Annotated in this window: 19 protein-coding genes and 1 tRNA gene; 3 read left to right on the top strand and 17 right to left on the bottom strand. The window is 67.8% G+C overall.

From position 1 onward, the window contains the following. From LI94_RS24485 to LI94_RS11420, 3 genes are all read right to left on the bottom strand, one after another. The coding region (locus tag LI94_RS24485) for a hypothetical protein (protein WP_192830957.1) at positions 1-143 on the bottom strand (143 nt) is incomplete at its 3' end. Between the two features lie 80 nt (positions 144-223). Further along, complete coding sequence (locus tag LI94_RS11425) at positions 224-706, bottom strand: single-stranded DNA-binding protein (protein ID WP_046301259.1); 483 nt, start codon at positions 704-706, stop codon at positions 224-226. A gap of 154 nt (positions 707-860) precedes the next feature. Then, positions 861-1712: an LppX_LprAFG lipoprotein gene (locus tag LI94_RS11420; RefSeq protein WP_192830956.1), complete on the bottom strand. Its 852-nt coding sequence runs from the start codon at positions 1710-1712 to the stop codon at positions 861-863. Positions 1713-1888: 176 nt separating this feature from the next. Between LI94_RS11420 and LI94_RS11415 the strand changes: the two genes are divergently transcribed. Further along, entirely contained in the window at positions 1889-3235 is a 1347-nt protein-coding gene (locus LI94_RS11415) for an MFS transporter (RefSeq protein WP_046301260.1), read from the top strand. A gap of 35 nt (positions 3236-3270) precedes the next feature. Here LI94_RS11415 and LI94_RS11410 read toward each other — a convergent pair whose 3' ends face one another. The 5 genes from LI94_RS11410 to LI94_RS11390 all read right to left on the bottom strand — a co-directional run bounded on the left by LI94_RS11410 (position 3271) and on the right by LI94_RS11390 (position 11658). Next, positions 3271-4101: an SDR family NAD(P)-dependent oxidoreductase gene (locus LI94_RS11410; protein WP_046301257.1), complete on the bottom strand. Its 831-nt coding sequence runs from the start codon at positions 4099-4101 to the stop codon at positions 3271-3273. A gap of 59 nt (positions 4102-4160) precedes the next feature. Further along, entirely contained in the window at positions 4161-6161 is a 2001-nt protein-coding gene (locus LI94_RS11405; protein ID WP_046301256.1) for a cytochrome c oxidase assembly protein, read from the bottom strand. A 66-nt stretch (positions 6162-6227) separates the two neighbouring features. Continuing rightward, positions 6228-8582: a glycerol-3-phosphate 1-O-acyltransferase gene (locus tag LI94_RS11400; RefSeq protein ID WP_024440812.1), complete on the bottom strand. Its 2355-nt coding sequence runs from the start codon at positions 8580-8582 to the stop codon at positions 6228-6230. Further along, the gene (locus LI94_RS11395; protein WP_046301255.1) at positions 8579-10213 is read right to left on the bottom strand and encodes an HAD-IB family hydrolase/lysophospholipid acyltransferase family protein; all 1635 of its coding nucleotides are present in this window, start codon (positions 10211-10213) and stop codon (positions 8579-8581) included. Before LI94_RS11395 ends, LI94_RS11400 begins: the two co-directional genes overlap by 4 nt. Beyond that, complete coding sequence (locus tag LI94_RS11390) at positions 10210-11658, bottom strand: wax ester/triacylglycerol synthase family O-acyltransferase (protein WP_024440814.1); 1449 nt, start codon at positions 11656-11658, stop codon at positions 10210-10212. Before LI94_RS11390 ends, LI94_RS11395 begins: the two co-directional genes overlap by 4 nt. A gap of 322 nt (positions 11659-11980) precedes the next feature. Here LI94_RS11390 and LI94_RS11385 point away from each other — a divergent pair. Together LI94_RS11385 and LI94_RS11380 are read left to right on the top strand one after the other, a co-directional pair. Next, positions 11981-12054, top strand: a tRNA-Arg gene (locus LI94_RS11385). Between the two features lie 540 nt (positions 12055-12594). Then, complete coding sequence (locus LI94_RS11380) at positions 12595-13353, top strand: enoyl-CoA hydratase (protein ID WP_046301254.1); 759 nt, start codon at positions 12595-12597, stop codon at positions 13351-13353. Positions 13354-13363: 10 nt separating this feature from the next. Here LI94_RS11380 and LI94_RS11375 read toward each other — a convergent pair whose 3' ends face one another. From LI94_RS11375 to LI94_RS11335, 9 genes are all read right to left on the bottom strand, one after another. After that, a complete protein-coding gene (locus LI94_RS11375; protein ID WP_046301253.1) occupies positions 13364-14551 on the bottom strand; it encodes a dihydrolipoamide acetyltransferase family protein in 1188 nt (395 codons plus the stop codon). Beyond that, the gene (gene bkdB / locus LI94_RS11370) at positions 14548-15513 is read right to left on the bottom strand and encodes an alpha-ketoacid dehydrogenase subunit beta (protein WP_239651206.1); all 966 of its coding nucleotides are present in this window, start codon (positions 15511-15513) and stop codon (positions 14548-14550) included. Before bkdB ends, LI94_RS11375 begins: the two co-directional genes overlap by 4 nt. An 86-nt stretch (positions 15514-15599) precedes the next feature. Further along, on the bottom strand, positions 15600-16694 hold the full coding sequence (gene pdhA / locus LI94_RS11365) for a pyruvate dehydrogenase (acetyl-transferring) E1 component subunit alpha (RefSeq protein ID WP_024440818.1): 1095 nt from the start codon (positions 16692-16694) through the stop codon (positions 15600-15602). 90 nt (positions 16695-16784) lie between these two features. After that, positions 16785-19370, bottom strand: coding sequence for a multicopper oxidase domain-containing protein (locus LI94_RS11360; RefSeq protein ID WP_052739920.1), 2586 nt, complete (start codon positions 19368-19370; stop codon positions 16785-16787). A gap of 60 nt (positions 19371-19430) precedes the next feature. Next, a complete protein-coding gene (locus LI94_RS11355; protein ID WP_046301250.1) occupies positions 19431-20678 on the bottom strand; it encodes a sulfotransferase in 1248 nt (415 codons plus the stop codon). Continuing rightward, complete coding sequence (locus LI94_RS11350; RefSeq protein ID WP_046301249.1) at positions 20675-21739, bottom strand: DUF1214 domain-containing protein; 1065 nt, start codon at positions 21737-21739, stop codon at positions 20675-20677. Before LI94_RS11350 ends, LI94_RS11355 begins: the two co-directional genes overlap by 4 nt. Continuing rightward, the gene (locus LI94_RS11345; protein WP_036457189.1) at positions 21732-22349 is read right to left on the bottom strand and encodes a TetR/AcrR family transcriptional regulator; all 618 of its coding nucleotides are present in this window, start codon (positions 22347-22349) and stop codon (positions 21732-21734) included. Before LI94_RS11345 ends, LI94_RS11350 begins: the two co-directional genes overlap by 8 nt. A gap of 92 nt (positions 22350-22441) precedes the next feature. After that, positions 22442-23263: a class I SAM-dependent methyltransferase gene (locus LI94_RS11340; protein WP_046301248.1), complete on the bottom strand. Its 822-nt coding sequence runs from the start codon at positions 23261-23263 to the stop codon at positions 22442-22444. Between the two features lie 63 nt (positions 23264-23326). Further along, positions 23327-24041, bottom strand: a 715-nt coding sequence (locus LI94_RS11335; RefSeq protein ID WP_046301247.1) for a 2-dehydropantoate 2-reductase, incomplete at its 5' end; no start/stop codon positions are given.

Here is a 24041-nt window from a genome sequence, read left to right as displayed (position 1 = left end):
GATGTGTATAAGAGACAGGCACCGTTGGGGCCGACGACACCGATCTTGGCGCCGGGCAGGAAGTTCAGCGTGACGTCGTCGAGGATGACTTTGTCGCCGTGTGCTTTGCGCACCTTCTTCATCGTGTAGATGAACTCAGCCATGCCGGGGTGTCGCCTCCTGGTCTCGCGAATTTGCTCGCCAACCATCCTAGGGGGTCGCCCGGCAGGGCCGTCGGCTGCTGTCAGGGCGTCAGAGCTATCCCGGCCATCTCGGCCATCTCGTCGCCGGCGCCGGATTCGCCGTCGGCGCAGTCCGGGCCGTCGGCCTCGGCGCTCGGAGAAGTCGCCGTCGGACACTCCGGTCCGGCGGCAATGATCTTCTCCACCCGGGCCGCACATCGCGCCAGGTTCGGGCCGACCGCCGTCGCGCGCAGCTCCACCGACGATCGGCGATTGCCGTCTTTGTCCTCGTATTCACTGGTGAATACGTCTCCGACCACGATCACCGGCAATCCCTTGCTCAGTGACGCACCGACGCCGGTGACCAACCGGTCCCAGCAGGTGACGGTCAGGTACAGCGAGTTGCCGGGCTCCCAGTTCCCGTCGGCGCCGCGCTTGCGCGAGTTGCTGGCGACCCGGAATTTGATCAGTTCGTGCTCCCCCACCCGGCGCCGGATCGGGTCGGTCACGACGTTGCCGATGATGGTCAACGGGGTTTCATACATGGCACGTTTTCCTTCCTGGTTGCGGCGGACGTGATCAGCCCGCTCATGCTGCACCCATTGAGCCCGCCGGCCCCGACAACGCGACGGCTCGGGCGGTTGCGTGCAGCGGCAACTGTGGAAGAAGTGCGATTTGGGGATAGCCGAGGCAGGTGTCCTACACCCGCGGCTTGCCGACGTTAACCGGCGCGTTCCAATTCGAGAATGTGATCACCACCGACTCGTCGTCTCCGGACCCCAGTTTGAGCGCAACCAGGTGATGATCACCGGTCTCCTCGATCCAGACCGTGCATGAGGTCCGTTTGGTGGCCGTCAACTGCGGCACGATCTTCTTAGCCGCGCGCGCAGACACCTGGCCGCTGATCCGGACGGTGTGCACTTCGTCTGTGCCGAGCGCGATCGTCTCGCGGCCCTCGACCTCCGGGTCGAAGAAATCGGTCAGCATGTCGGCGAGCCCGGTATCCGGGCTCAGGATCGAGGCCACGTCGAAGAAGTTCGTGGCCGGCCCGTAGTCGATCCACCGGCCATCATCTTGCGACACGTAGAGGTCTCCCCCGAACACCACGAACTCCACGTAGGCCGGAGCCCCCCGGTATTTGATCTTGGCGTAGCCCTTGGCGGCCTCGGCAGGCTGCCTGGTCACGTCGCCGTCGAGCGCGGTGATCGCCATGTTCTCGATGCCGCTGCTCGCCGACAGACTCAGGTGCGCGCTGTCGACTCCTGCGGTGGTGGCGCTGGACTCCTTGAGAATCGCCGCGGCGCTCGGCAGTGGCTCACTGGCCTTCTTCGAAGACGGGGGCGACGGCTTCGATGAGGTGGCCGGTTCGGTAGCCGACGATGGTTCGGGCGGCGACGTCGTCGACGCGGAGGTCGATTCGGTGGCCGATTGGACTGTCGGCGTGACGGCAGACGACGAAACCGACGGCGCGGTTGGAGCGGTGGACGAGCAACCGGCGACCAGGGCAGCAGCGGCACTCGCGATCGACAGTACGGCGGGGAGCCTGCGCATGCCCGCCATGCTAGGTGCCCTCGGACCGGCGGACCCGGCAAGGGGGAACCGCGCGGCGATGGAACCGTTGGTATACGTTGCTTGCGGTGGATACCAAAGGCCAGTCCGGCAGCGGTGCACACACCGACCGCAGCACATGGGCACGCGACGAAATCCGGGTTTCGAACCCGAAAGCCATGCGACGCTCGATTGCCGGCACCGCTGTCGGCAACTTCATGGAGTGGTACGACTTCGGCATCTACGGCTTCCTCGCCACCACTCTCGCGCAGGTCTTCTACCCCGGCGACAGCTCCAGTGCGGTGGGCCTGATCGCCACGTTCGGCACCCTGGCCGCGGCCTTCGCGGTGCGGCCGTTCGGCGGGATATTCTTCGGCGCACTCGGTGACCGCATCGGCCGCAAAAAAGTCCTGATCATGACCGTCTCGCTGATGGCGATAGGCACCACGATCACGGGACTGCTGCCGTCCTACGAGGCGATCGGGATCTGGGCTCCGGTCCTGCTGATCATCACCAAGCTGATGCAGGGCTTCTCCACCGGCGGCGAGTACGTCGGCGCGATGACCTATGTCAGCGAACACGCCCCGGACCGCACCCGCGGCGCGCTGACCGGATTTCTGCCGTTAGGCACCTTGGGCGGCTACATCACCGGCGCCGGCGTGGTCACCCTGATCCAATCCCAACTGCCGGTGTCCGACATGTTGCACTGGGGCTGGCGAGTCCCCTTCCTGCTGGGTGTGCCGCTGGCCATCGTCACGCTGTACATGCGGTTGCGCATCGATGAATCACCGGCCTTCGAAGAGCTGGAACAGGCCGGTGCTGACAACTCGGTGGCCAGCGAAACCGGGTGGCAGCAGTTCCGGCAAACCGTCGTGGGACACCGCAGCGGTCTGCTGATCTGCATGGGCCTGGTGCTGGCGGAGAACGTCACCAACTACATGCTCACCGGATACCTACCGACGTACTTCAAGCAGGTCGGCAGTATCAGCGGCAGCCGCGGGCTGACGATGATCGTGGTGGCGCTGGTGATGATGTTGGTCGTCGTGATGCCGCTGGCCAGGTTGTCCGACCGCATCGGCCGCAAGCCGCTGCTGTGGACCGGCAGTGCCCTACTGATCTTCGGCTCGGTCCCGGCGTTTCTGCTGATCCGCCACGGCGGCAGCTATCCGATCCGGTTGCTCGGTGTGCTGCTCATCGGGCTGATGCTGGTGTGCTTCAACAGCACCACACCGTCGACGCTGCCAGCGCTGTTCCCCACCGCGGTGCGCTTTTTCGCGGTAGCCATCGGATTCAACATCTCGGTCTCGTTGTTCGGAGGTACCACCCCGCTGGTCGCCGAGACGCTGGTCTCGGGAACCGGCAACGTGATGGTGCCCGCCTTCATCCTGATGGGGGCGGGTGTCATCGGCGCGATCACGGTGTGGTTCACCCCGGAGACGGCCGGCAAGCGCCTGCCCGGGTCGGGACCGTCGGTGGCCACCGAGCAGGAGGCCAGTGCCATCGCCGAAGCGGGGCTGCGCGAATAGACCAAGTCGATCGATTCGGGCACCGGCCGTGGTGATCAGTCCAGACCGACGAGCTCCGCGGAGATGCGCCACAGGCCGTCGATGAGCTTGGGGTCGCGGGCCTGTCGGTTCTCGCGGCCGTTGGCGCGGTGCCGGTCGAAGTAGACGCCGTTGATCGCGGGGTCGGCGCCGCGGTTGGCCAGTTCGATCAACGGCGCGGCGCCCTGGGCCGGGGTGATGGCCGCGAGGTGGCGCAGCGGGGTGCGGTAGAGCAGGCCGACAAACCAGGAGTCCCGGCCGAAGCTCGTCGCGACCGGACCGGGATGCACTGCGGCCGAGATGATCGCGTCGTCAACCCAGCGCTGGGCGATGCCGCGGGTGAACAGGATGTTCATCAGCTTGCTGGTCCCGTAGGCCCGCGGCTCAATGGCACGCCGGCGCCGATAGTCCAGGTCATCGAGGTCGACGTGGCCGAACCGGTTGCCGACGCTGGAGGTGTTCAGCACCAGCGCGCCGCCGGCGGCGGCCAGCCGGTCGCGCAGCAGGTTGGTCAGCAGGAACGGCGCGAGGTGGTTGATCCCGAAGTTGGGTTCATGTCCCTGGGCGGTACGTTGCCCCGGCGCGAACGTTCCGCCCGCGTTGTTCAGCAGAACGTCGATGGTGCCGACCTGTTCGCGGATCTGTTCGGCCAGCGCACGAACCTGGTCGAGATCGGCGAAGTCAGCGGTCAGGGCGGTGGCACCGGCGTCGGCGGCGACCGGCGCCAATTTCTGGGCCGAGCGGCCGACGACTACGAGATTGACCTCCGGTCCGGCCAAAGCACGCGCTGCGACAGCGCCGATGCCGTCACTGGCGCCGGTGATCACGATCGTTCGGGGTGAGGTCACTGCAGGTTCTCCTTCGATTCGTCACGGTCAGATCGCGTCGGCGGGTCGCCGCGCCGGGCTCACCCGTCGCGGCGGGCCATCTCCGCCAGCATCGCGTTGTAGGCGGCCAGGTCGGCGTCGTCATCGCGTTCGGCGGCGCGGTCGAGACGCTTGGCGATGCGCCGGTCACTGCGATGCCACTGCACCAGCAGTGCGATCATCACCATGAGCAGGGGCAATTCGCCTGCTGACCAGGTGATGCCGCCGCCCAGGTGCTGGTCTCCGGCCAAGTCGGTGTGCCAGGGCAGGCCCAGCGCACCGTAGAACCACTCCCCGAGCACCTTGTGCATCCCCATCAGGAAGACCCCGAAGAAGCCGTGCAGCGGCAGCGAGGCGAACACCACCGCCAGCTTGGCCAGCGGTGAGATGGGCCGGGGAGTGGGGTCCACGCCGATCACGACCCAATAGAAGAGGTAGCCGCTGAGGATGAAGTGGATGTTCATCGCAAGGTGCCCGGCGTGACTGCCGGCGATCGAGTCGAACAGGCTGCTGAAGTAGAGCCCGTAAAAGCCGACGACGAAGATCACCGCCGCGACGATCGGATTGGTGAGGACCCGCGAGACCCGGCTGTGCAGCGCGGCCAGTAGCCATTCCCGCATTCCTGGCGGTTCGCCGCGACCGGCGACCGGCAGCGCGCGCAGCGCCAGCGTGGTCGGTCCGCCCAGCACCAGCAGGATCGGCACCAACATCGACAGCAGCATGTGCACCGCCATGTGCATGCTGAACATCGCCGGCATGTAGCGACCGGTGCCCGACGAGGTGGCGAACAGCAGGGTCAGGCAGCCCAGCATCCAGGCGATGGTGCGGCCCGCGGGCCAGGCGTCACCGCGGCGGCGCAGCCGCAGCACCCCGGCCAGATACACGCCGGCCAGGACTATCGCGGCGGTCCCGAAGACCACGTCGTATCGCCAGTCGAACAGGATCCGGGCCACGGTCGGCGGGCCGGCGAAGTCGTAACCGATCTTGACCATCGGGACCGACGGGTTGAGCACCGTCGGCGGGGGCGGCGGAGTGCGGCCCAGTCCCACCGCAACGCCGAAGGTCAGCGCGAAGACGACGGCCTCGGTCAGCGCCAGCCGGATCAGCGGGGCGCGTTTGCTCGGGTCTTCCTGCAACGCCGCCACTCCGCGGCGCCGCTGCCAAGCACCGAGGCAGCCGAGCACACACAGCGCGACGAACTTGGCCACTACCAACTGGCCGTACGGCGTGGTCAGCAGGTCGGCAGGGGCCAGCCGAACCAGCGCGTTGAGCCCACCCGACAGGCCCATCGCCACGAAGCACCACAGCGCCACGGTGGAGAACCGCCGGGCGGCGAGGTCGGCGTGTTCTCCGCCCCGAATCGCGTGTACCAGCAACGCCAGTAGACCGCCGGCCCACAGGCCCGCGGCGATCAGGTGGATGAGCAGGCTGTTGGTGGCCAGATCGTGTGACCCGCCGGCGGCCGAATGGCCGGTCAGCCCCAGCGGGATCAGGGTCAGCAGCGAACCCGCCAGCAGCACCGGTGTCCAGGACCAGCGCAGCACGGGCAGGCTCGCCAGCGTCACCACCGCGGCCAGCAGCGCGGTCCACCGCCAGGCCGACGCGGTGTCGACCAGCCCAGCAAACGACCAGGCCGTCGCCGGGTCGAGGAACTCCGACAAGGGGTGGCCGGAGACATCGGAGATGGTCAGCGGAACCAGCAGTGCGGCACACACCGCCCAGGCTCCCGACGCCGCGGTTCCCAACCGCAGCGCACGGTAGCCGGCAGCGTCGAGCACCCCGCTTTGCTGCGGCGGCACCAGGAACGCCGCGAGCAGAAACGATCCCACCGCCAGCACTGCGGCCATCTCGCCGGCTGCCCGCACGAATGGCAGCCCCAGCGTGGTCACGGGTCCCGGGTCGGGCAGGCCGGTCGCGGTCAGGGCGTCGGCCAACGACAGGGCCCCGATCCCGGCGGCGATGCACCCGGCCAAGATCGCCAGCGCGGCCAGCATCGGCAGCACGATCGCAGCGCGGCCGCGGGTTGCCGAAGTAGCCGTCATGGCTCCCAGCGTATGGTGCGCGCCAGCCGCGCTGCATACCAGGCGGGCGACGTTGCGGCGCGCCTGCTACCTGCTCAATCCCCGCCAGTGGCGTCGCACCTCCATGTCCCGGGCGGCAAATGCCTCCCGGGCGATGCGGGCGATGTGGTCGGAGTCCTGCAGGATCCCTCGCAGTTCAGCGCGGAACGCCTTGCGGCGGCCGGCCAGATCCGGCGCGGGTTCCAGCAGGCCCTGGTCGGCGAGCACCTGACAGGCGGTGGCGAACAGCAAGGTCGACACCGATTCGCTGCTGCGAACGCGCCCCTGCGCCACGTACTGGCGACCGACCCCTAGGGCCAACTGCGTCAGTTCGTTCTCGCCGATGTCGTCCGGTGCGTCGCAGAGCACATCGGCGACGATCGCGTAGGACTCGAAGAACACCCGCAGCATGACGTCGGAGGTCACCGGACTCTTTTCGGACAGAATGCCGTCGATCTCGGCGCCACCGGCGCCCACCCGCTGCTGCCAGTCACCGAACCAGGACATCTCCTCGGCGATGTTGTCGCGGAAAGACGCTGAATCGGCGAAGTAGAAGTCGAACTTGAGCAGGTCGCGCAGCCGCATCGCCTGCGTCCAGAACGCGTCCAGCCGGTCGCCTTCACCGCGGCCGGCGTGCGCCAGGGCCAGTTCGACGATCGACGTCTCCAGGAAGGCGTGGATCACCGAGTTGCGGTAGAACGACGCGGCGTGCTCGTCTTCGGGGGCGATCCGCCACACCGACTCTCGTCCGCCGTCAACACGGGTTACCGGGTGCCCGTTGGATAACGCATCCACCGCTGCGCGTACCCCGTCGCGGCTGCGCAGCCGCAACCCGCTGTTGGAGATCGGAGTCTGCTTGCGTTCCAGGTAATCCAGGCCGGCCTGCAGCGAATGGTGGATCTGGTCCAGCGTCAACGCCAGCCCGTGCGTAGTCAGCAGCAACGCTGACACCAGGCCGGTCGCGCTGATCGGGGTGACACGCTGGATCCGCCAGGCCACCTCGATGGCCATCTTCTGCATGGCCAGCCGCTTGGCATCCGGATCAGTGGCAGCCGCACTGTCGGGGGCACCCAAGTACTGGCGCATTGATACGGCCTCGGGGAAGCGCACGTATATCTTGCCGTAGTTGCGTTCGCCCTGCGCCTTGATGAAACGGTAGAGCCAGCGGATCCCCTCGGGGGTCTTCTCTCCGCCGCGGGCATAGGCGGCGTACTCGTCGGTCTCATGCAGTTGGTCAAAACTGATCGAAACACCCTGCAGCAGAACATCTTCGGTGCGGTTGTCCAGGTAGGCATCGGCGACGTAGGTCATCAGCCCGAGCTTGGGGGGCAGCATCTTGCCGGTACGCGACCGGGTGCCCTCGATAGACCAGCTCAGGTTGAACCGCTTCTCCATCACGTAGCCGACGTACTCCTTGAGCACGTATTTGTAGAGCGGGTTGTTGCCGATGCTGCGGCGGATGAAGATGACGCCGGAGCGGCGCAGCAACGGCCCCATCAATCCGAACGACAGATTGATACCCGCGAAGACGTGGACCGGAGGAAGCCGGTTCTCCTGCATCGCCACCGGCATGACCGCGCCGTCGATGTAGGACCGGTGGGAGAACAGCAGCACCGCGGGGTGATTCTCCAGCGCGGTGCGCAGGGCGGCGACCTGATATTCGTCGTAGTCGATCTCGGGATCGAAGCCGCGGCTGAGCATCCGGGTCAAGACGGCGACCAAGTCGACCGAGACCCGACTCCAGCCGGTGGACAGCTCATCGAGCATCTTGCCGGCCTCGTCGACGGTGGCGCCCGGAATGGCGTCCAGTCCCTCGCGGAATCGGGTGGACGCCAAGATCTCCGGTTTCACCAGCCGCGGGGACTTGTATTGCGGGCCCAGGATCCGGTTCTCGGCGCGCTCCAGCGCCAGCACTGCGCGGCGCGTGACGAAATGCGCGAAGTCCCGCGGGTTTTCCGCGACGGTGTTTTCACTCCACTGGCTGCGCAGGTCGGCGACGCTGGCCGGCTCACCCACCACGACGCGGGCCAACGACGACTCGGTACGCAGGATCTGGCGCTGTTGGCGTTCGCTGGGCCGATACGGATTGCGGCCGGGCAGCAAGGCGGCCACGCGCTTCAGGGCGGACGCTTCAGCACGGGGCATCCAGAACACCCGCACCGGCAGGATCGACCGCCGCTCGTCGCGCTGGAGGTGGCCGACCAGCCGAGCCATCGCACCGGACGAGCGTTGCGACGGGTCGAGTTCCAGCAGTTCGATGCGGTGGTCGGGGCGGCCGTCCCGGTACCGTTCCAGCCACTCGTGAACGAGGTCGGCCTCCACCGGCGACTTCACGTAGGCCAAGACCAGGGTGTCGAAGGGTGCGGTGGCCTCCGCGGGATCGCTGGCCGGTGATGTCGTCACTGCTCCCCCTTCGGGGCCGGCGGCTTCTTGGCCGGGGCTTTCTTGGCCGCAGCCTTCTTGGCCGGCGCCTTCTTGGCGGCAACCTTTTTAGCCGGGGTCTTCTTGGCGGGGGCCTTCTTGGCGGGGGCCTTCTTGGCCGCCGGCTTGGGTGACCAGGCCGGCAACTCGTCGACCGGCCAGTCGGCCAGGGTGTCCAGGTACAGCTGCCGGACCTCCGCGATCCGCTCGGGCAGCGTGTCGACCGTCCAATCCTCGACCGAGATCGCCGGGAACACCGCGACGTCGACGGTGCCCGGGTGAGCGCTCATCGAGTCGCGGGCCGCGACCACCTCGGCGTTGCGGATGATCACCGGCACGATCGGTATCCCGGCCGCCATTGCGAGCCGGAAGGGTCCCTTCTTGAACGGGCCCACCCCGGTGGTGTCGACCCGAGTGCCTTCCGGCGCGATCACCACCGACAAGCCGCGCTTGGCACGTTCTTCGACCTGTTGTAGCGACTCCACGGCCGCTGCCGCGTCGTCCCGGTCGATGAACACCATCTCGGTCAGCTTCCCCAGCGGACCGGCGATCGGGTCTCGCTCCAGTTCGCGCTTGCCGACGCTGATCCAGTTGTCACGCACCAGCGAGGCTGTGATCACCGGATCGACCTGGTTGCGGTGGTTGAAGATGAACACCGCCGGCCGGGTTGCGGTGAGATTCTCTTTGCCGATCACGTTGAGCCGCACGCCATTCAGACCAAGCAGCACCTGCGGGAACAGCGCGGTAAAGAAGTTGACCCCGCGACGGCGGCTGCCACTCAGTAGGCCCAGCCCGATCGCGCCAGCGCCCACCGGGACGATCGAGCTGAGGCCGGCCAGGTTCCGCAGTTGGCCGACGACTCCGCTGCCGCGGCTGCTGAACTGCAGGATCGGCCAGCCGCGCTTGCGGGCGACCGAGGCCATCTTGCCCTCGGGGTTCGTCGGTCGCGGATTGCCGACCAGATGCATCAGCGCAACGTCTTCGTCCCCGTCGGCGTAGAAGTAACTGTCCTGCAGGTCGATGTCGTGTTCGGCGGCGAACTTCTGCACCGCGGCGGCCTTGCCCGGCCCCCACAGGATCGGTTCGACCACCTCGCCGGTGAGCACCCCGTCCTCGTCGGTGACGAAGGCGTTGGTGAGCGTGTTGGCAATACCCAGGAAACGGGCCACCGGTTCGACCTGGATGGTCAGCGCCGAAGAACTCAGCACGACGGTGTGCCCACGAGCCTGGTGGGCTCGCACCACCGCACGCATTTCGGGGTAGATGCGCTTGGCGATCTTCTGCACGAACAGCCGCTCGCCGATCTCATCGAGGTCACTGATCGAACGGCCACGCAGTGCCGACGACGCGGTCTTGATGAGCTCCTCGAACTCGATGCGGCCGAGCTGATGGTTGAGCCCGGCCTGGATCATGCCGAATAGCTCCCCCAGCCCCATGTCGCGGCTCCGGAATCGCTCCCGGGTGAGGATCACGGCGGTGAAGCCGGCCACCAGGGTGCCGTCAAGGTCGAAGAACGCGCCGATCTTGGGCCCTGGCGGGCTCGCCGCGATCTCAGCCACCGATCCGGGCAGCCGCATGTCGCGCGGCTGCCGAGGCTTCGAGTCGTCGGTCATGACGCGTCACCGTCCGAGAAGGAGGCCGGCACGCAGCGCGGCGCGGGATCTCCGGCGAGCGCCAGCACTTCGTCGAAGCCCGCCACCAGACAGCTGGCGAACAGCCTCTCGTCGCGGACGGCTGCGCGGTCGTAGCGGACCGTGACGGTGCACTCGCCGCCGCGGGAGATCAGCACCACCATCATCGCGACCCCCGGCAACGGACCTATCCCGTAGTGCCGCAGCACCTTCGCACCCGCGATATAGGTTTCGCCGGGATAGAACGCCACATTGCTGGCCTGCACGTCGGCGTTGACCACCGACTCGGTCATCTTCTCCAGAACCGGGGATGGGAAGACGCTCAACAGCGGCGCGATGGAGCCGAGCACGTCCATCGCCGGCTCGTCACGGCGCTGGGTCATCTGCGACCGAATCCGCTTCATCCGCTCTACCGGGTCGGCGACTCCGACCGGGGCCGCCAGATTCACCCCGGTGAACCGGTTGCCGCCGGCTGGATCGGCATCGGCGCGCAGGTTCACCGGGATCGCCATCGGCAGCGTCGCGATCGGCACCCCCAGCGCCCGGTGATAGCGCCCCAGCGCACCGGACAGGGCAGCCAGGTAGGCGTCATTGATGGATCCACCGCCGGCCTTGGCGGCCCGATGCAGATCCGACAGCCGCACGTCGATCGCCTGGGTCCGGCTGGCCAGGCTGCGCCGGCGCAGCAACGGCGAGGGTTCGGCGGCCTGACTCATCACCCGCGCACCCGACCGGGCGTAGGTGATGGCGCCGGTCACCGCCGACAACGGGTCGCGCACGGTGCGGGTCGCCATCGACAGCGCCCCCAACAGCACATCGCGGGTACCGCCGAGCATTGCGATCGGCAGGTGGTTGATGCCGTCGCGCATCAGGTCACCTGCCGACAGCTCCTGCGGTATCGGCTGTGGCGGCATCGACCGCGCCGGCGGATCACGCTCCAGGTCATAGATCCGGCCGAACATCGCAGCACCCCCGACACCGTCGGTGACCGCGTGGCTCAGGTGCATCAAGGTGGCCGCGCGCCCGTCGGCCAGCCCTTCCACCAGCGTCGCCGACCACAAAGGGCGCTGGATGTCCATCGGTGATTGCAGGGCCACCTCGGCCAGATCGAGCACCTCGCGCAAGCCCCCGGGCTCGGGCACCCGAACCCGCCGGACGTGAAAATCAAGATTGAAGTCGGGGTCCACCACCCACCGCGGGGCAGCCGTCGGCAACGTGGGCACCACAACTTTCTGGCGTAACCGCAGCACTTTCCGCGAGACGTTCTCGAACAGACTCCGGAAGCGGTCCCAGTCAGGGGTGGTGTCGAGCAACTCCAGGCCCATGATCCCCGAGCGGGTGCGCGGATTGGCCTCCCCGCGGTGCAGCAGGTAGTCAAGAGCACCGAGCTCGGTAGGCAATCCGTCGGCGTCCACAAGGTCACCCACGCCGAGCTCCCCACACCGCAGCCCTACCCCGCCCTGCTCGGCACACCGAGGCTGTCACCACACACCACTCCTGATTCACAGAGGTCACGCCGACCATTCAACGCTAGTTGTTTGCCCCCGGCGACGGGTGTCGATTGGCCCAGATCCGGATGCCTGCCGACAAATCGAAATACTGTGTTGGCCGGTTGAATTGGTAACGGCGGTTCAGCGAGGTTCGACGAAGGAGAGCCGAAGCTGGAACCGCGGGCCTCGACCCCGCGGGTGCGGCTTTACTCGGTCGCCGGGGATCCACCCCTACCAGCGGATAAACTGGATCCGCATTGCCTCCGTAGCTCAGGTGGATAGAGCACATGACTTCTAATCTTGTGGTCGCAGGTTCGAGTCCTGCCGGGGGCGCAACAGCCGTGTATGACTTCGGGTGATGCTTGCCAGCGGCTTCGGTTGATCCTTGACGCGCCGGCCGGGTCGACGAGCTCAACTAGCGGCGATCGGCCCGGCTACCGTTACCGGATGCCACCTCGCCGCAGGTTTCCGTCTGCCAAAACCTCGGGGCGGCTCGCGCGCGTTACGCGACGCGACGACGACGGCTCCTTCGTTGCGGGCCCTGGACCACAGTGATTAGCGCCGGGGATTCGGCAACCAGCCGGGCTAGCCACTAGGCTGGAGCATCAACGATCAACCAAGGCGATCCGTCCACGCATCGAACGCCGCCGAACAGCGGCGCGTCAGCCCCAGCGGAACGCCACAAGCCCGGTTCGCATGACATCGTGTCGCGCGGAACGACAAGGAGACCGGGCAAATCGCGAAAGGCAGATCCATGAGCCACGAACGGGCGCTCGTCTTCTTCACCATGTTCATGATCGCAATGGTGGGGGTGACCGCAGGAGTCGTCACCTGGCTCGGCTGATCGCTCCCCCGCGGTAGCGTCATCGCCCCATGACACGTCCCGATCTCGTCTTATACAGCGTCACCGACCGCGTAGCGCTGATCACCGTCAACGATCCGGACCGGCGTAATGCCGTCACCGGCGCGATGTCGGTGCAGCTGCGGGCCGCTGTGGAGCGCGCCGAAGCCGACCCCGACGTGCACGCGGTGGTGGTCACCGGCGCCGGCCGGGCGTTCTGCGCCGGAGCCGACCTGTCGGCCCTCGGTGCGGCGACCGAGGACGGCCTGTTGGCGCTGTACGACGGTTTCATGGCGATCGCGCAGTGCACGCTACCCACGATCGCCGCGGTCAACGGTGCCGCGGTAGGTGCGGGTCTGAACCTGGCGCTGGCCGCCGACGTGCGTATCGCCGGTCCGGCGGCGCTGTTCGACGCCCGGTTCCAGCAGTTGGGTCTGCATCCCGGCGGCGGCGCCACCTGGATGCTGCATCGGGCGGTCGGTCCCCAGGTGGCCCGGGCCGCGCTGTTGTTCGGGATGCGTTTCGACGCGGAGGCAGCGGTGCGGCACGGTTTGGCGCTGCAGATCGACGAGGACCCGGTCAGCGCGGCTTTGGCGTTGGCCGCCGGACCGGCGTCGGCGCCTCGGCAGGTGGTTTTTGCGACCAAGGCGACGATGCGCGCCACCGCCACTCCCGGCGCGCTCGAGGGCGACCAACACGAGTTCGCCAAGCAGACCGAGCTGGGTCCGCAGGCAGCCACCGTCGAGTCGCCCGACTTCGCCGCACGGCTGGCCGCAGCGCAGCGCAAATAGCAGCGCCCGCCTACAGATCCAGCAGCGCGAGCTCGGGTTGTTCGATCAGATCGCGAAGCGCGCACAAGAATTCGGCGATCTGCGCGCCGTCGGCGATGCGATGGTCGAATGCGCACGTCAGGGTCAGCTGCGGACGCACGACGACGCTGTCACCCACCGCCACCGGCCGTGGCCTTAGCGAGCCGATCCCCAGGATGGCCGCCTCCGGGTAATTGATCACCGGCACCCCGTCATCGAGGCCGAGCGCCCCGAAGTTGGAGACCGTGAACGTGGATCCCTGCAACTCGGCTGGCTTGAGGGTTCCGGCGCGGGCCTCGGCGATCAGCCGGGCAACGATGTCGGCGAGTTCGCGGGTGGTCTTGCAATGCGCGTCGAACACCACCGGCACCAACAGGCCGCGGGGCGCGGCCACCCCGAAGCCCAGGTGGACGCTGTGGTGGGTGCGGATCATCGGGCCCGCCGGCGCTTCGACCCAGGTGGCGTTCAGCACCGGGTGGCGGGTCAGGGCGATGACCAGCAGACGCAGGATCAGCACGAACGGAGTGATCGCTGCAGCGTCCGCCTCGACCAGCCGGTCCCGCAGCTGCAGCAGATTCGTGCCGTCGACCTGCACGCTGGCGTGCGCATCGGGGATCCTGCTACGCGACAGTGTCATCCGCTCGGCCATGGCCGCCTGCACCGGGCTGGGCGGACGAAGTTCGTCGTCGGGTGCCGCCTGGCCGGCCGCGGCCCGCACACCGTCGGGGGTGATCACGCCGCTCGGTCCGGGAGGCACCCGGCTCAAGTCGACGCCCAGCTCGGCGGCGAGCTTGCGGGCACCCGGCTTGGCCTTGGGCCGACCGGTGGTGGACGTGCAAGCGCGGCGGCTGGTGTCGAACGTATCGTCGGCGCCGTAGCCGACCAGCACCGGAGCGCGCCCGCCGGGCTCGGCTGGGCGCTCGGCCGGTGTACCGGTATCGATACGCACCAGGGGTGCCCCGACCGCGAGCACATCGCCCACCCCGCCGCCCAGCTCGACCACCCGGCCGGCATACGGGCTGGGGATCTCCACTTCAGCTTTGGCGGTCTCCACCGAGCACAGTGCCTGGTTGAGTTCGATCCGATCACCGACGGCGACGTTCCAGCTTGTCACGGTCACCTCTTCGAGTCCCTCCCCGAGATCGGGGACGGTGAAGGTCTGAACCGTCTCGGTGCTCACGGCGCCTCCAACACACGCTGAACGCAGTCCAGCAGCCGGTCGGGGCCGGGCAGCCACAGTCGTTCCAGCCGCGCCGGTGGATAGGGGGTGTCGAATCCGGTGGCGCGCAACACCGGTGCCTCCAGCTCGTAGAACAGCTCCTCGGAGATGCGCGCGGCCAGTTCGGCGCCATAGCCGAGGTTGCGGGGCCCCTCGTGCAACACCACGCATCGCCCGGTGCGCCGCACTGACGCAGCGACGGTGTCGAAGTCGAGCGGGACCAGCGAGCGCAGATCGACCACCTCCAGGCTCCACCCGTGGTGTTGCGCGCCGATCTCGGCCGCGGACAGTGCGGTGGCCACCCCGCCGCCGTAGGTGAGCACCGTGACGTCGGTACCGGCGCGGCGTACGGCAGCACACCCGATCCCCGGCGCCGGGTGTTCGGTATCGACGGCACCCCGGGCCCAGTACCGTCGCTTGGGTTCGAGGAACATCACCGGGTCGGGGGCGGCGATCGAGTGCCGCAGTAGCCAGTAAGCGTCCGAGGGGTCGGCGGGCACCACGACCTTGAGTCCGGCGGTGTGCGCCCAATAGGTTTCGGTGGATTCCGAATGATGCTCGGCCGCACCGATTCCGCCGAACGAGGGGATGCGCACGGTGACCGGCATCGACACCGCGCCGCGAGTTCGGGTGCGGTACTTGGCCAAGTGGCTGACCACCTGGTCCAATGCGGGGTAGCTGAATCCGTCGAACTGGATCTCCGGAACCGGTACGAAGCCGCGCGTCGCCAGCCCTATAGCGATGCCGATCACCGCCGATTCGGCCAGTGGCGTATCGAAACAGCGTTGCTCACCGAACGTTTCAGCCAGGCCTTCGGTCACCCGGAACACCCCGCCCTGCACGCCGACGTCGGTGCCGAACACCAGGACCTTGGCATCGGCGTCCATCGCATCGCGCAACGCCCGGTTGAGCGCCGCGACCATGGTCAGCTCTTCACTTTTTTGGGCGGTGGATCCGGTGGCCGCGGTGGGAGTCGCTGCGCGGGTGGGTGGTTCGAGAATCTGGGTCATCAGCGCCCCCTGCCCAATTCGGCGTGCAGCGCGGCGCGCTGCTGCTGCAGATCCGGGGTGATCTCGGCGTAGACGGCGGTGAACACCTCGTCGATGTCGGCATCGGGGGCCGCGACCGTGGCGTCTCGCAGCTCGCTGCGTACGCGCTGGGCCCGAGCGTCGACTCGGTCTTCCAGGCGTTGCGACCACACGCCGATATTGCGCAGGTAGCTGCGGTAGCGCGGGATCGGGTCGAGTGCCGTCCACCGGTCGACTTCGGCGTTGCTGCGGTAGCGGGTCGGATCATCGGAGGTGGTGTGCGGGCCGAGCCGGTAGGTGACGGCCTCGATCAGGCTCGGGCCACCGCCGTGTCGCGCCCGCTCGGCAGCTTCGGCCATCACCGCATAGCAGGCCAGCGGGTCATTGCCGTCCACCCGGATGCCGGGCATGCCGTAGCCGATCGCCTTGTGCGCCAGCGAGACAGCGGCGGTCTGCTTGCTCAGCGGCACCGAGATGGCCCATTGATTGTTCTGCACATAGAACACGCACGGGGCGGTGTACACCGCGGCGAAGTTGAGTGCCTCGTGTACGTCGCCCTCGCTGGTGGCGCCGTCGCCGGTGAAGGCGACGGTGACGGAGTCCTCGGCCAGGCGTTGGGCGGCCATCGCCGCGCCCACCGCGTGAAGCGTCTGGGTGCCGATCGGAATCGAGATCGGCGCACAGTTCTTCTCGGTGAACTCCAGCCCGCCGTTCCACGTTCCACGCCAGGCGGATGCGAGGTGCCACGGCGGGATGCCCCGGGTGACGAAGACGCCCAGCTCGCGGTATTGCGGGAACAGCCAGTCGGTTTTGCGCAGACACGCGGCGGCGCCCACTTGGGCGGCCTCCTGGCCGCGGCATGACGCGTACAACGCCAGCTCTCCCTGGCGTTGCAGGTTGACCAGTTCGGTGTCGAGCTCGCGGGTGAGCACCATCAGCTCGTAGAGCCAACAGAGGGTCTCTTCGGGCAGGTCCCGGCTATAGCGATTCTCGGCGGTGGGCGCCCCGTCCGGCCCGATCAGCTGCACAGGCTCCAGAGCGACCTGAGGACCGGTAATGCCTGGCAGCTGGCCCATGTGAGCCTCCTTGTGACGCTGATCTCATTATGCCAGCGAACACCGAGAGCCCAGTTCATCCACACCACGGCGACGCGCCGTGTCGGGCCGTCAGCCGGAGACCTCGAAGATGCCGTGCGCACCGTTCTCGGCGTGCCGCATGTCGTGATCCATGAACGGATAGTGGCCCGGTTCGGGGAAGGTGAGCTCGACGAACCCGCCTTGGGCGGGCGCCAGGTCGAGAGCCTGCGCACCTCCTGCCGGCGCCGAAGGGTCATTGGGCCGCAACAGCCAAGCGCCCTCTTTGTAGACGGTGTCGAACTGCGACCCGACGACGTGGAATGCGATCGAGTCGCCCGGGCCGGCATTGACCACCCAGACGCGCACCCGTTCGCCGGTGCGCGCCGGAAGCGGGGCGTGCATGTACTGGGCCGCGGTCCCGTTGAACATCCAGCCGTCGGGCTGGCCGGCGCGGATGGCCGTGGTTTGGGCGTCGGAATCCGGTGCGCTCGCATAGAGCTGCGCACCGACCAGGGCGTATTCCCGATCGACCGCCGCCAACCCGGGCGGGTCGATGATCACCGCCCCGTACATGCCGTTGGCGATGTGCAGCGCCATCGGCGGGGTACTGCAGTGATAAAGCCAGGCGCCGGCCCGCTGCGCCGTGAACCGGTAGACCAGCCGCTCCCCCGGCGCCAAGGTGCGCATCGGTTGGTCCGGGGCGAGCGCGCCGGCGTGAAAGTCGATTCCGTGGCCCATGCTCGCGTCGTTGATCAGGGTGATCTCGAAGGTGTCTCCGACCCGGCCGTGCAGGGTCGGTGCCGGTTCGACACCGCCGAAGGTCCAGCGGATCTCCCGGCGACCGGGAGCGATCTCCAATTCCCGGTCGACAGCGTGCAGTTCCACCCGATGCACACCCGGGGTCGCCGCCGCGAGCATCGCATCGCGCGGCCGCCAGCCGGGGGACGGATCGGCGGCCAGGTCCAAAACCGTCGGTGCGGACAGGCCACCATGCTCCCCGCCGCTGTGCTCATGCCGCGGGACACCACCGAGGGCGTGGATCGTCATCGTCATGCCGGCCGCCCGGTGACCGGGTACGTCGCACCATGCCTCCCGGTCCTGGCGCACCGCACCGAGATCCAGCACCGCGGTCTGGCCGCGACTCAACCGTGGGGTGCGCTCGCCGGTGTCGACGTGCAAGTCGTGCGGCAGTCCGTCGATGTTGGTGACTCGCAGCACCAATCGGGTTCCCGCCGGCACGTTGATCACATCCGGGGAGAACCGCATGTTCTTCAGGGTGACGTCGACGGTGCGGGCTTCACCGGAGACACCGGCGGCCCCCGAGGACGCGGGGCCGCCGACCCCCAGCCCCAGCGCGGCGGCGACGGCGACCGCCGCGGCGACGGCGACCGCGCCGGTGACCGCCCGGGGATGCGGTGCGATCGCCTCGGTGTCGAGCGGGCCGCGCAGCGCCACGGGTAGCGCGAGCCGCAGCGCCAGCAGTACGAAGCTGGCGACCGCGACCGCGGCCAGCACCCAGCCGATCAACGGCACGGGTGGTCGCCACGGCCCGGCCACCAGCGGGACGGCGAGGTTGATCGCGCAGACCCGGGCCTGCCAGCCCTGGTCCAAGTAGCTGATGACGGCTTTGCGAACGGGTGGGCCGTTGGCCACCAGGATCGGCAGCAGTTGGCTCAGGGCGCCCAGCAGGATCTGGGCGACGAATCCGACCGCCAGCAGCGGCAGCAGGGTGTTCTCCACGAATGCGGGCAGCACGTCGACGGAGCGGGCGGCGATCAGACGGATCGTCTCGATCAGGACGGCGACCCCGAGCCAGGCCGTCGCGCCGACCAGCATCCAGGCCGCGGGTCCGGTGAAGCTACGCCCTGGCCATAACCCGACGATGGACAGACCGACCCCGACCGCATACCCCAGCAGTCCGGTGGCGGTCAGCCACCAGCTGTCGGTGAGCAGGCCGGCGGCCGCAACGGTTAGGCCCACCGTCAGCGTCGGCAGCGCGCGCTGGGCCATCGCAAAGCTGCGCGGGGTGATCTTCTCGCGGATTGTGGTGGGCCACAGGGTGAACAAGGTGCCCACCACTGTCAGGCCAATCCAGCCGTAGAACATCACGTGCACATGGGTGGTCCACAGCCGCGCATACCAGCGGGCTACCCCGAAGGCCATGGCAGCACCGGTCGCCGATCCGGCCAGCAGCGCGGCGATGGCTGCCAGGTAGAAGCCGACCAGGTAGTCGAAGCGCGCCGACAGGGCGCGCTTCTTCATCGCGATCAACTCGGCACCGTGGGCGACGGCCACCGCGGCCACGGCCGTGCCACCCATCCCGGTCAACGCCTCGGTGTTGAAGGCCACTCCGGCCAGGGTCGCGATTACCGCGAGGTTGAGCAGGGACAGCTTGGCCACCAGGTGCCATTGCGGTGGGTCGGGAACCCGGCACAGCGTGGTGGTGAAGTGTCCCGACCAGATGACGATCGCGTTGGTGGCCGCACCGAGCAGTAGCGCGTGCACCGGCAGCCAGATCGGGTGCGCAACGACGTTGTGGGCGGCCAGCAGCGCCACCGCGACGGCCAGCCAACCCAGCACCACGATGTTGGCGCCGAGGAACACCGGCCCGCGCGGTCCGCCCCGGCGGCGGGGTTTGACGACCGGCGCGGGGGGCGGCGGTCCCAACTGGATCATGTTCGCCAGGCTACGGTGGCGGCGCGCTCAGCCGGAAGTGACCTTAGACATCGAAAGCCCTCAGTCGGCGACGAACCGGTTTCGGTAGTCGCGCAGTCGGTTCGCCACCTCGTCGGCATCCAGACCCAGATCGGCCGGTCGGTAGTCCACCGCACCGTAGCGCCCGCGGGGGTGCTCGGCACAGAACTGCGTCATGGCTTCTTTAGCCCGGGTGTCGAGAGGCTGACCCGCGAGCTCGTAGATGGCAGCGACGGTCCCGTCCTCATCAGCCATGAAGTCCTCGAACCGCACGTCGACGGACTGCGCGGCCGGCAGCACCTCGCGATCGCGCAGGCAGCCGGTGAGCAGGTCGTCGGCCCGGTCCAGCCAATACTTCGAGATCTTGACCGGATCGGGATGGTCGCAGGCCATCCGTGCCGCATAGCTGATCATGGTCGCCATCGATCGCGTCACCTCGACCGGATCCCGATGGGTGACAACGAAGGTGGCGCCGGGGAAAGTGGCATACAGCGCGGGGAACTGCTCCAGATGCTGGGGCGACTTGAGCACCCAGCGGGTCCCACCGCGCAGCCATTGCAGTGCCTGCAACGTGCGCTTCATGTAGGCGTACGACGCGCTCTGATCGTGTTCCTTGTAGTGCTGCGCGAATGTCGGCACGTAGTAACTACATTCGAAGAGCATTCCGGAGATGTCGTTGCCCAGCAGCTGGATCTCTTCGTGCGCGTGGTCGACGGTCATGTCATGCATGCGTTTGAACTCGGGCATCGAGGTATTGATCAGATCCAGGCCGACGGCGCAGCGGTCACGCCTGGCCTGCGGATCGGGTTCGCCCGGAGTGGCGACCGGCTCCATGCTCTCCCAGTACGGCAGGTAGCGCAGGGCCGGGTCGGCGGCGATCAAGTTGTGCAGGTGGGTGGTGCCGGTCCGTGGCAGCCCGCAGATGATGATCGGGCGTTCGATCTCGACGCTCTCGATCTCGGGGTTCGCCTCGATCAGGTCTTCCAGCCGAAGCCGGTTGACCAGGTGGCCCACCAGTTGTTCGAACGCCATCGCCCGCCCAACACCGGACAGGTCGGCCTCGGCGACCAGCGAGCCACAGAGCACGTCGAGGCGTTCGGCGAATCCATTGTCGCCCCAGTTGTCCAGGCCTGTTCGTTCGGTTGCCGCCTGCAGCAGGGCTTCTGGGGTGAGTTGCAGGATCGCGCCGTAGCCGGCCAGGCCTCCGCGCATCGGGCCGGCGGCCTCGGGAAAGACCGGATTGGCCAGGTCTGTAAGCCGAATGGCGCCGGGCCGCGTGGCGGCGCTCACGAGGCCAGCTCTGCGACGTCGACGACCCGGCAGACCAGTGGGTCGGGGGTGGCCTCGGGCAGGAACCAGCGCAGCCAGATCAGACCTTTCGACCGGCCCGCGGTGGACACCCAGTTCGGATGTCCGGGATCGGTTTCGCTTATCACGATCTGCCAGGACCCGTCGGGTGCGTAGGTGACGTGCGCACCGTTGATGGTGACTCGCTCGCGGGTGTAGTCGTAGGTGTGCAGGAACGGATTCCACAGGCACAGATTCCAGAACACACACTCCGGTGAGGTTCCTTCGATGGCCAGGGCCTGGCCGGGTTGCAGTTCGTAGGCGCCCATCGCATAGGCGGCATCGCCGGCAGCCCAGCCCACGGTGCGGCTGGGAACCGGGTACGGATCCTGCAGCGCGTTGGCCGGCAGTCGCACGGGCGCCATGGCGGCCTGTTCGCGAATCCAGGTGCGCGCTGCGCGCATCCTGCGGCTGAGGTCGGCCGGGCTGTCGGGGCGCCGCGGCGTGTCATCAAGTGCCTCGATCTTCCACTGCACGCGTCGATCGGTGCCGGGGTCGGTGAGGTAGTCGCGGGTCAGGATGAACACGGCGTCGGGCTCCAGTTTGAGCCAGTTGCCCTGCTGCTCTTGCGCACTGATGATGAACTCGAAGTTGCCGTCGGCGTCGCAACCGAGGTCGCGATCGTTGATGGTGTCGATGATGCGGTCGCTGTAGCGGCCGTCATCGGGGCCGCCGTAGACGGTCATGGACAGGTAGACCCCGTCGCCACGGTTGCCGGTGACCCGATAGCTGCGGCTCGGGTCGACGGGCGCCAACTGATAGAAGGCATCCGAATTGTCGCCGCCCCACTTGAGATAGGGTCCGATCACGTCGACCAGGATCGGTTTGTCCGCATCGCCCCAGATGTAGGCCTCGGAGGCGACGCGCAGCAGGCTCAACGCCCATCGATAGCCGTCGAGGATATCGGCCTCCTCCAGTGGCGGATCGGCGTTCAGTAGACGCTGCTCGACGACGCGCACCTCGTCAAGCAAGTCCGCAAAGGCCTGAGACAGCTCGTCACTCATCCCGGTTCTCCCTTTTTCTCATTCCCTGCAGCAGCAGGGCGCACAGTCTGTCGGCGGCGGCGTCGACGGTCTCGGTGGCCAAGACTTGGGCGATGTAGAAGCTGGTGCCCACCAAGGCGTCATAGGCGATCTCGATATCGACGTCGGCTTCGAGCACGCCTTGGTCGATACCGGCGCGGACCAGCACAGCGAAGGCGGTGCGGGTCGTCTCGTCGAGTAGCTGTTGGGTGCGGATGAACAGCTCCGGGTCGCGGTGGCGATCGGCCAGGATGCCCAGTGCCGCAGCGGCCACGTCCGGTGCGCGCCAGAACTCGAACACCCCGGCAACGAATTGGCGCAGATCGGCTTCAAAATCGCCCGAGCTGGTCAGCACGTCACTGCCCTCGGCGGCACCGAAAACCGCGTCGAACACCAGGTGCGTCTTCGACGGCCAGCGTCGGTAGACGGTGGGGCGGCTGACGTCTGCCTCGCGGGCGATCGCCTCGATCGACACCTGGTCGTAGCCGTCGCGAGCCAGTAGCCGGCGGGCGGCCTCGGTGATGGCCCGCACGGTGCGCGGATCGCGCGGGCGTCCTCGACCGACCGGGGCCTGGTCCGGGCCCGTCGTCACTGTGACGTCCGCTGTCGGCGACTCACGCCCTAAACAGTTACATTACGTAACGTAATTAGTCAATGGTGTGGCGGGCGGCCGACCTGCGCAGGTCAGAATGCGTAACGGTGGTATTGCGACATGTTCGCTACCGCCGGAACCAGCGACATCGCCTTGCCCAGCGCCCGGTAGGCGCGCGGCAGTTGGGCGAAGGTATCCGACTCGAACCAGCGCTCCCATTGCAGGAGCCGGGTGCCCGGTACCGCGGAAAGAATGTCGTCGGGGCCGTTGATCGCCCAGTGCAGCGTCGCCCCGGATTTGCGCACCACCGCGTTGGACCATTGCGACTTGATAGCCAGCCAGTTGAAGGCATCGAACTGCAGCTCCCCGCTCGGGGCGTGCTCGACGACACGGCGCAGCAACGCCACCCCGTCGGATTCGGTGAGGTACATGGTCAGGCCCTCGCCCAGCATCAATGTCGGGCGGCCGCTGGGGATTTCGGCAAGCCATGCCGGGTCGGTGACCGACGCGGCCACCACGTGGTTGTGCGGTCGTTCGGGCAGCAGGCGCCGACGCAGGGCGGCGACATCGGGATAGTCGATCTCATACCAGTCGATTCCATCGCCCGGTTGCAGTCGGAAGTATCGGGCGTCGAGCCCACAGCCCAGGTGCAGGACCACGGCGTCGGGTTCGGCCGTCAGGAATCGGCGGGCCCAGCTGTCGAAGTGCGCCGCACGGGTGGTCACCGACGGTGATCGGGCCGCGGTGATGGTGGTCTTGCGCCAGTCGTAGTCGATGCGTGCGACCACGTCCTTGGCGTAGCGATCTCCCAGGATGGGTGCGGGCAGATCGGCATCCAGCGCCTTGGCGTACAGCGTCGCGAGCATGGTCTGCGGGGACCCGCTCAGGTCCACCCGTGCCTTGTCATCGGTCATGCCAGTCCACGCTAGCGCCGCCGGCGGCAACCGCGCGGAGCTGAACGCATCTCAGCGTGGTGTTCAGCCCTCGGGCGCGATCCACTGACGTTCAACCGCTTTGACCAGCGCGGTCAGCGTGGCGTTCACCGGTACCTGCTCCCCCACCTGTGCGGCCGTGCGCACCACGGCGCCGTTGATGACGTCGATCTCGCTGACTCGGCGGGCCAGATGATCCAGCAGCGCAGACGGTTTGGCGTTCGGCATCTGCGCACCGAAGGCCCGGACATGCTCGACCGGGTCTGCCACATCGATGCCGATTCCGGCGGCGCGTGCCACCGTCCAGGCCTCGGTCGCGGTGGCACGGCTGACCGGTCCCATGTCTGCGTCGTCCATGACCTGCCCCACCGTCATGCCGGTCAGCGCGCACGGCGCGCTGTAGGCGGCGTTGCAGATCAGCTTCTCCCACTGCATGGCGGCGATGTCGGCGACCGCGGCCGCGTCGAATCCCGCCTCCGACCACACCCGGGCGATCTGATCGACAGTCGAAAAGGGCAGCGCCGCATAGGCGCCGAACCGGACGGCGCGCATCGCGTTGTGGTGTACATGCCCCGGGGCGGGACGCGACGCCCCGAATCCACTGGCGATGCCCACCGCAACGCGATGCGCGCCGACGATGTCGGCGACGGTGTCGGCCGACCCGAGACCGTTCTGGATGGTCAACACCGGCGTGGTGTCGCCGAGCAGTGGCAGTGCCTGGTTGGCCCCGGTGGCGACGTCGGCGGCCTGTCTCTTATAC

Source organism: Mycobacterium sp. UM_Kg27 (assembly GCF_000972905.1).
Lineage (GTDB): Bacteria > Actinomycetota > Actinomycetes > Mycobacteriales > Mycobacteriaceae > Mycobacterium.
The sequence above is the reverse complement of the archived record's forward strand: the minus strand, read 5'-3'. Positions and strand labels throughout refer to the sequence as shown.

Bases quoted from the DNA above. Each gene is read 5' to 3' on its own strand.
- LI94_RS11420 (WP_192830956.1), bottom strand. From the start codon at position 1,712: ATGCGCAGGCTCCCCGCCGTACTGTCGATCGCGAGTGCCGCTGCTGCC.
- pdhA (WP_024440818.1), bottom strand. From the start codon at position 16,694: ATGGGCCAGCTGCCAGGCATTACCGGTCCTCAGGTCGCTCTGGAGCCT.
- LI94_RS11415 (WP_046301260.1), top strand. From the start codon at position 1,889: ATGCGACGCTCGATTGCCGGCACCGCTGTCGGCAACTTCATGGAGTGG.
- LI94_RS11395 (WP_046301255.1), bottom strand. From the start codon at position 10,213: ATGACCGACGACTCGAAGCCTCGGCAGCCGCGCGACATGCGGCTGCCC.
- LI94_RS11350 (WP_046301249.1), bottom strand. From the start codon at position 21,739: ATGAGTGACGAGCTGTCTCAGGCCTTTGCGGACTTGCTTGACGAGGTG.
- LI94_RS11380 (WP_046301254.1), top strand. From the start codon at position 12,595: ATGACACGTCCCGATCTCGTCTTATACAGCGTCACCGACCGCGTAGCG.
- bkdB (WP_239651206.1), bottom strand. From the start codon at position 15,513: ATGGTCGCGGCGCTCAACCGGGCGTTGCGCGATGCGATGGACGCCGAT.
- LI94_RS11340 (WP_046301248.1), bottom strand. From the start codon at position 23,263: ATGACCGATGACAAGGCACGGGTGGACCTGAGCGGGTCCCCGCAGACC.
- LI94_RS11425 (WP_046301259.1), bottom strand. From the start codon at position 706: ATGTATGAAACCCCGTTGACCATCATCGGCAACGTCGTGACCGACCCG.
- LI94_RS11360 (WP_052739920.1), bottom strand. From the start codon at position 19,370: ATGATCCAGTTGGGACCGCCGCCCCCCGCGCCGGTCGTCAAACCCCGC.
- LI94_RS11405 (WP_046301256.1), bottom strand. From the start codon at position 6,161: ATGACGGCTACTTCGGCAACCCGCGGCCGCGCTGCGATCGTGCTGCCG.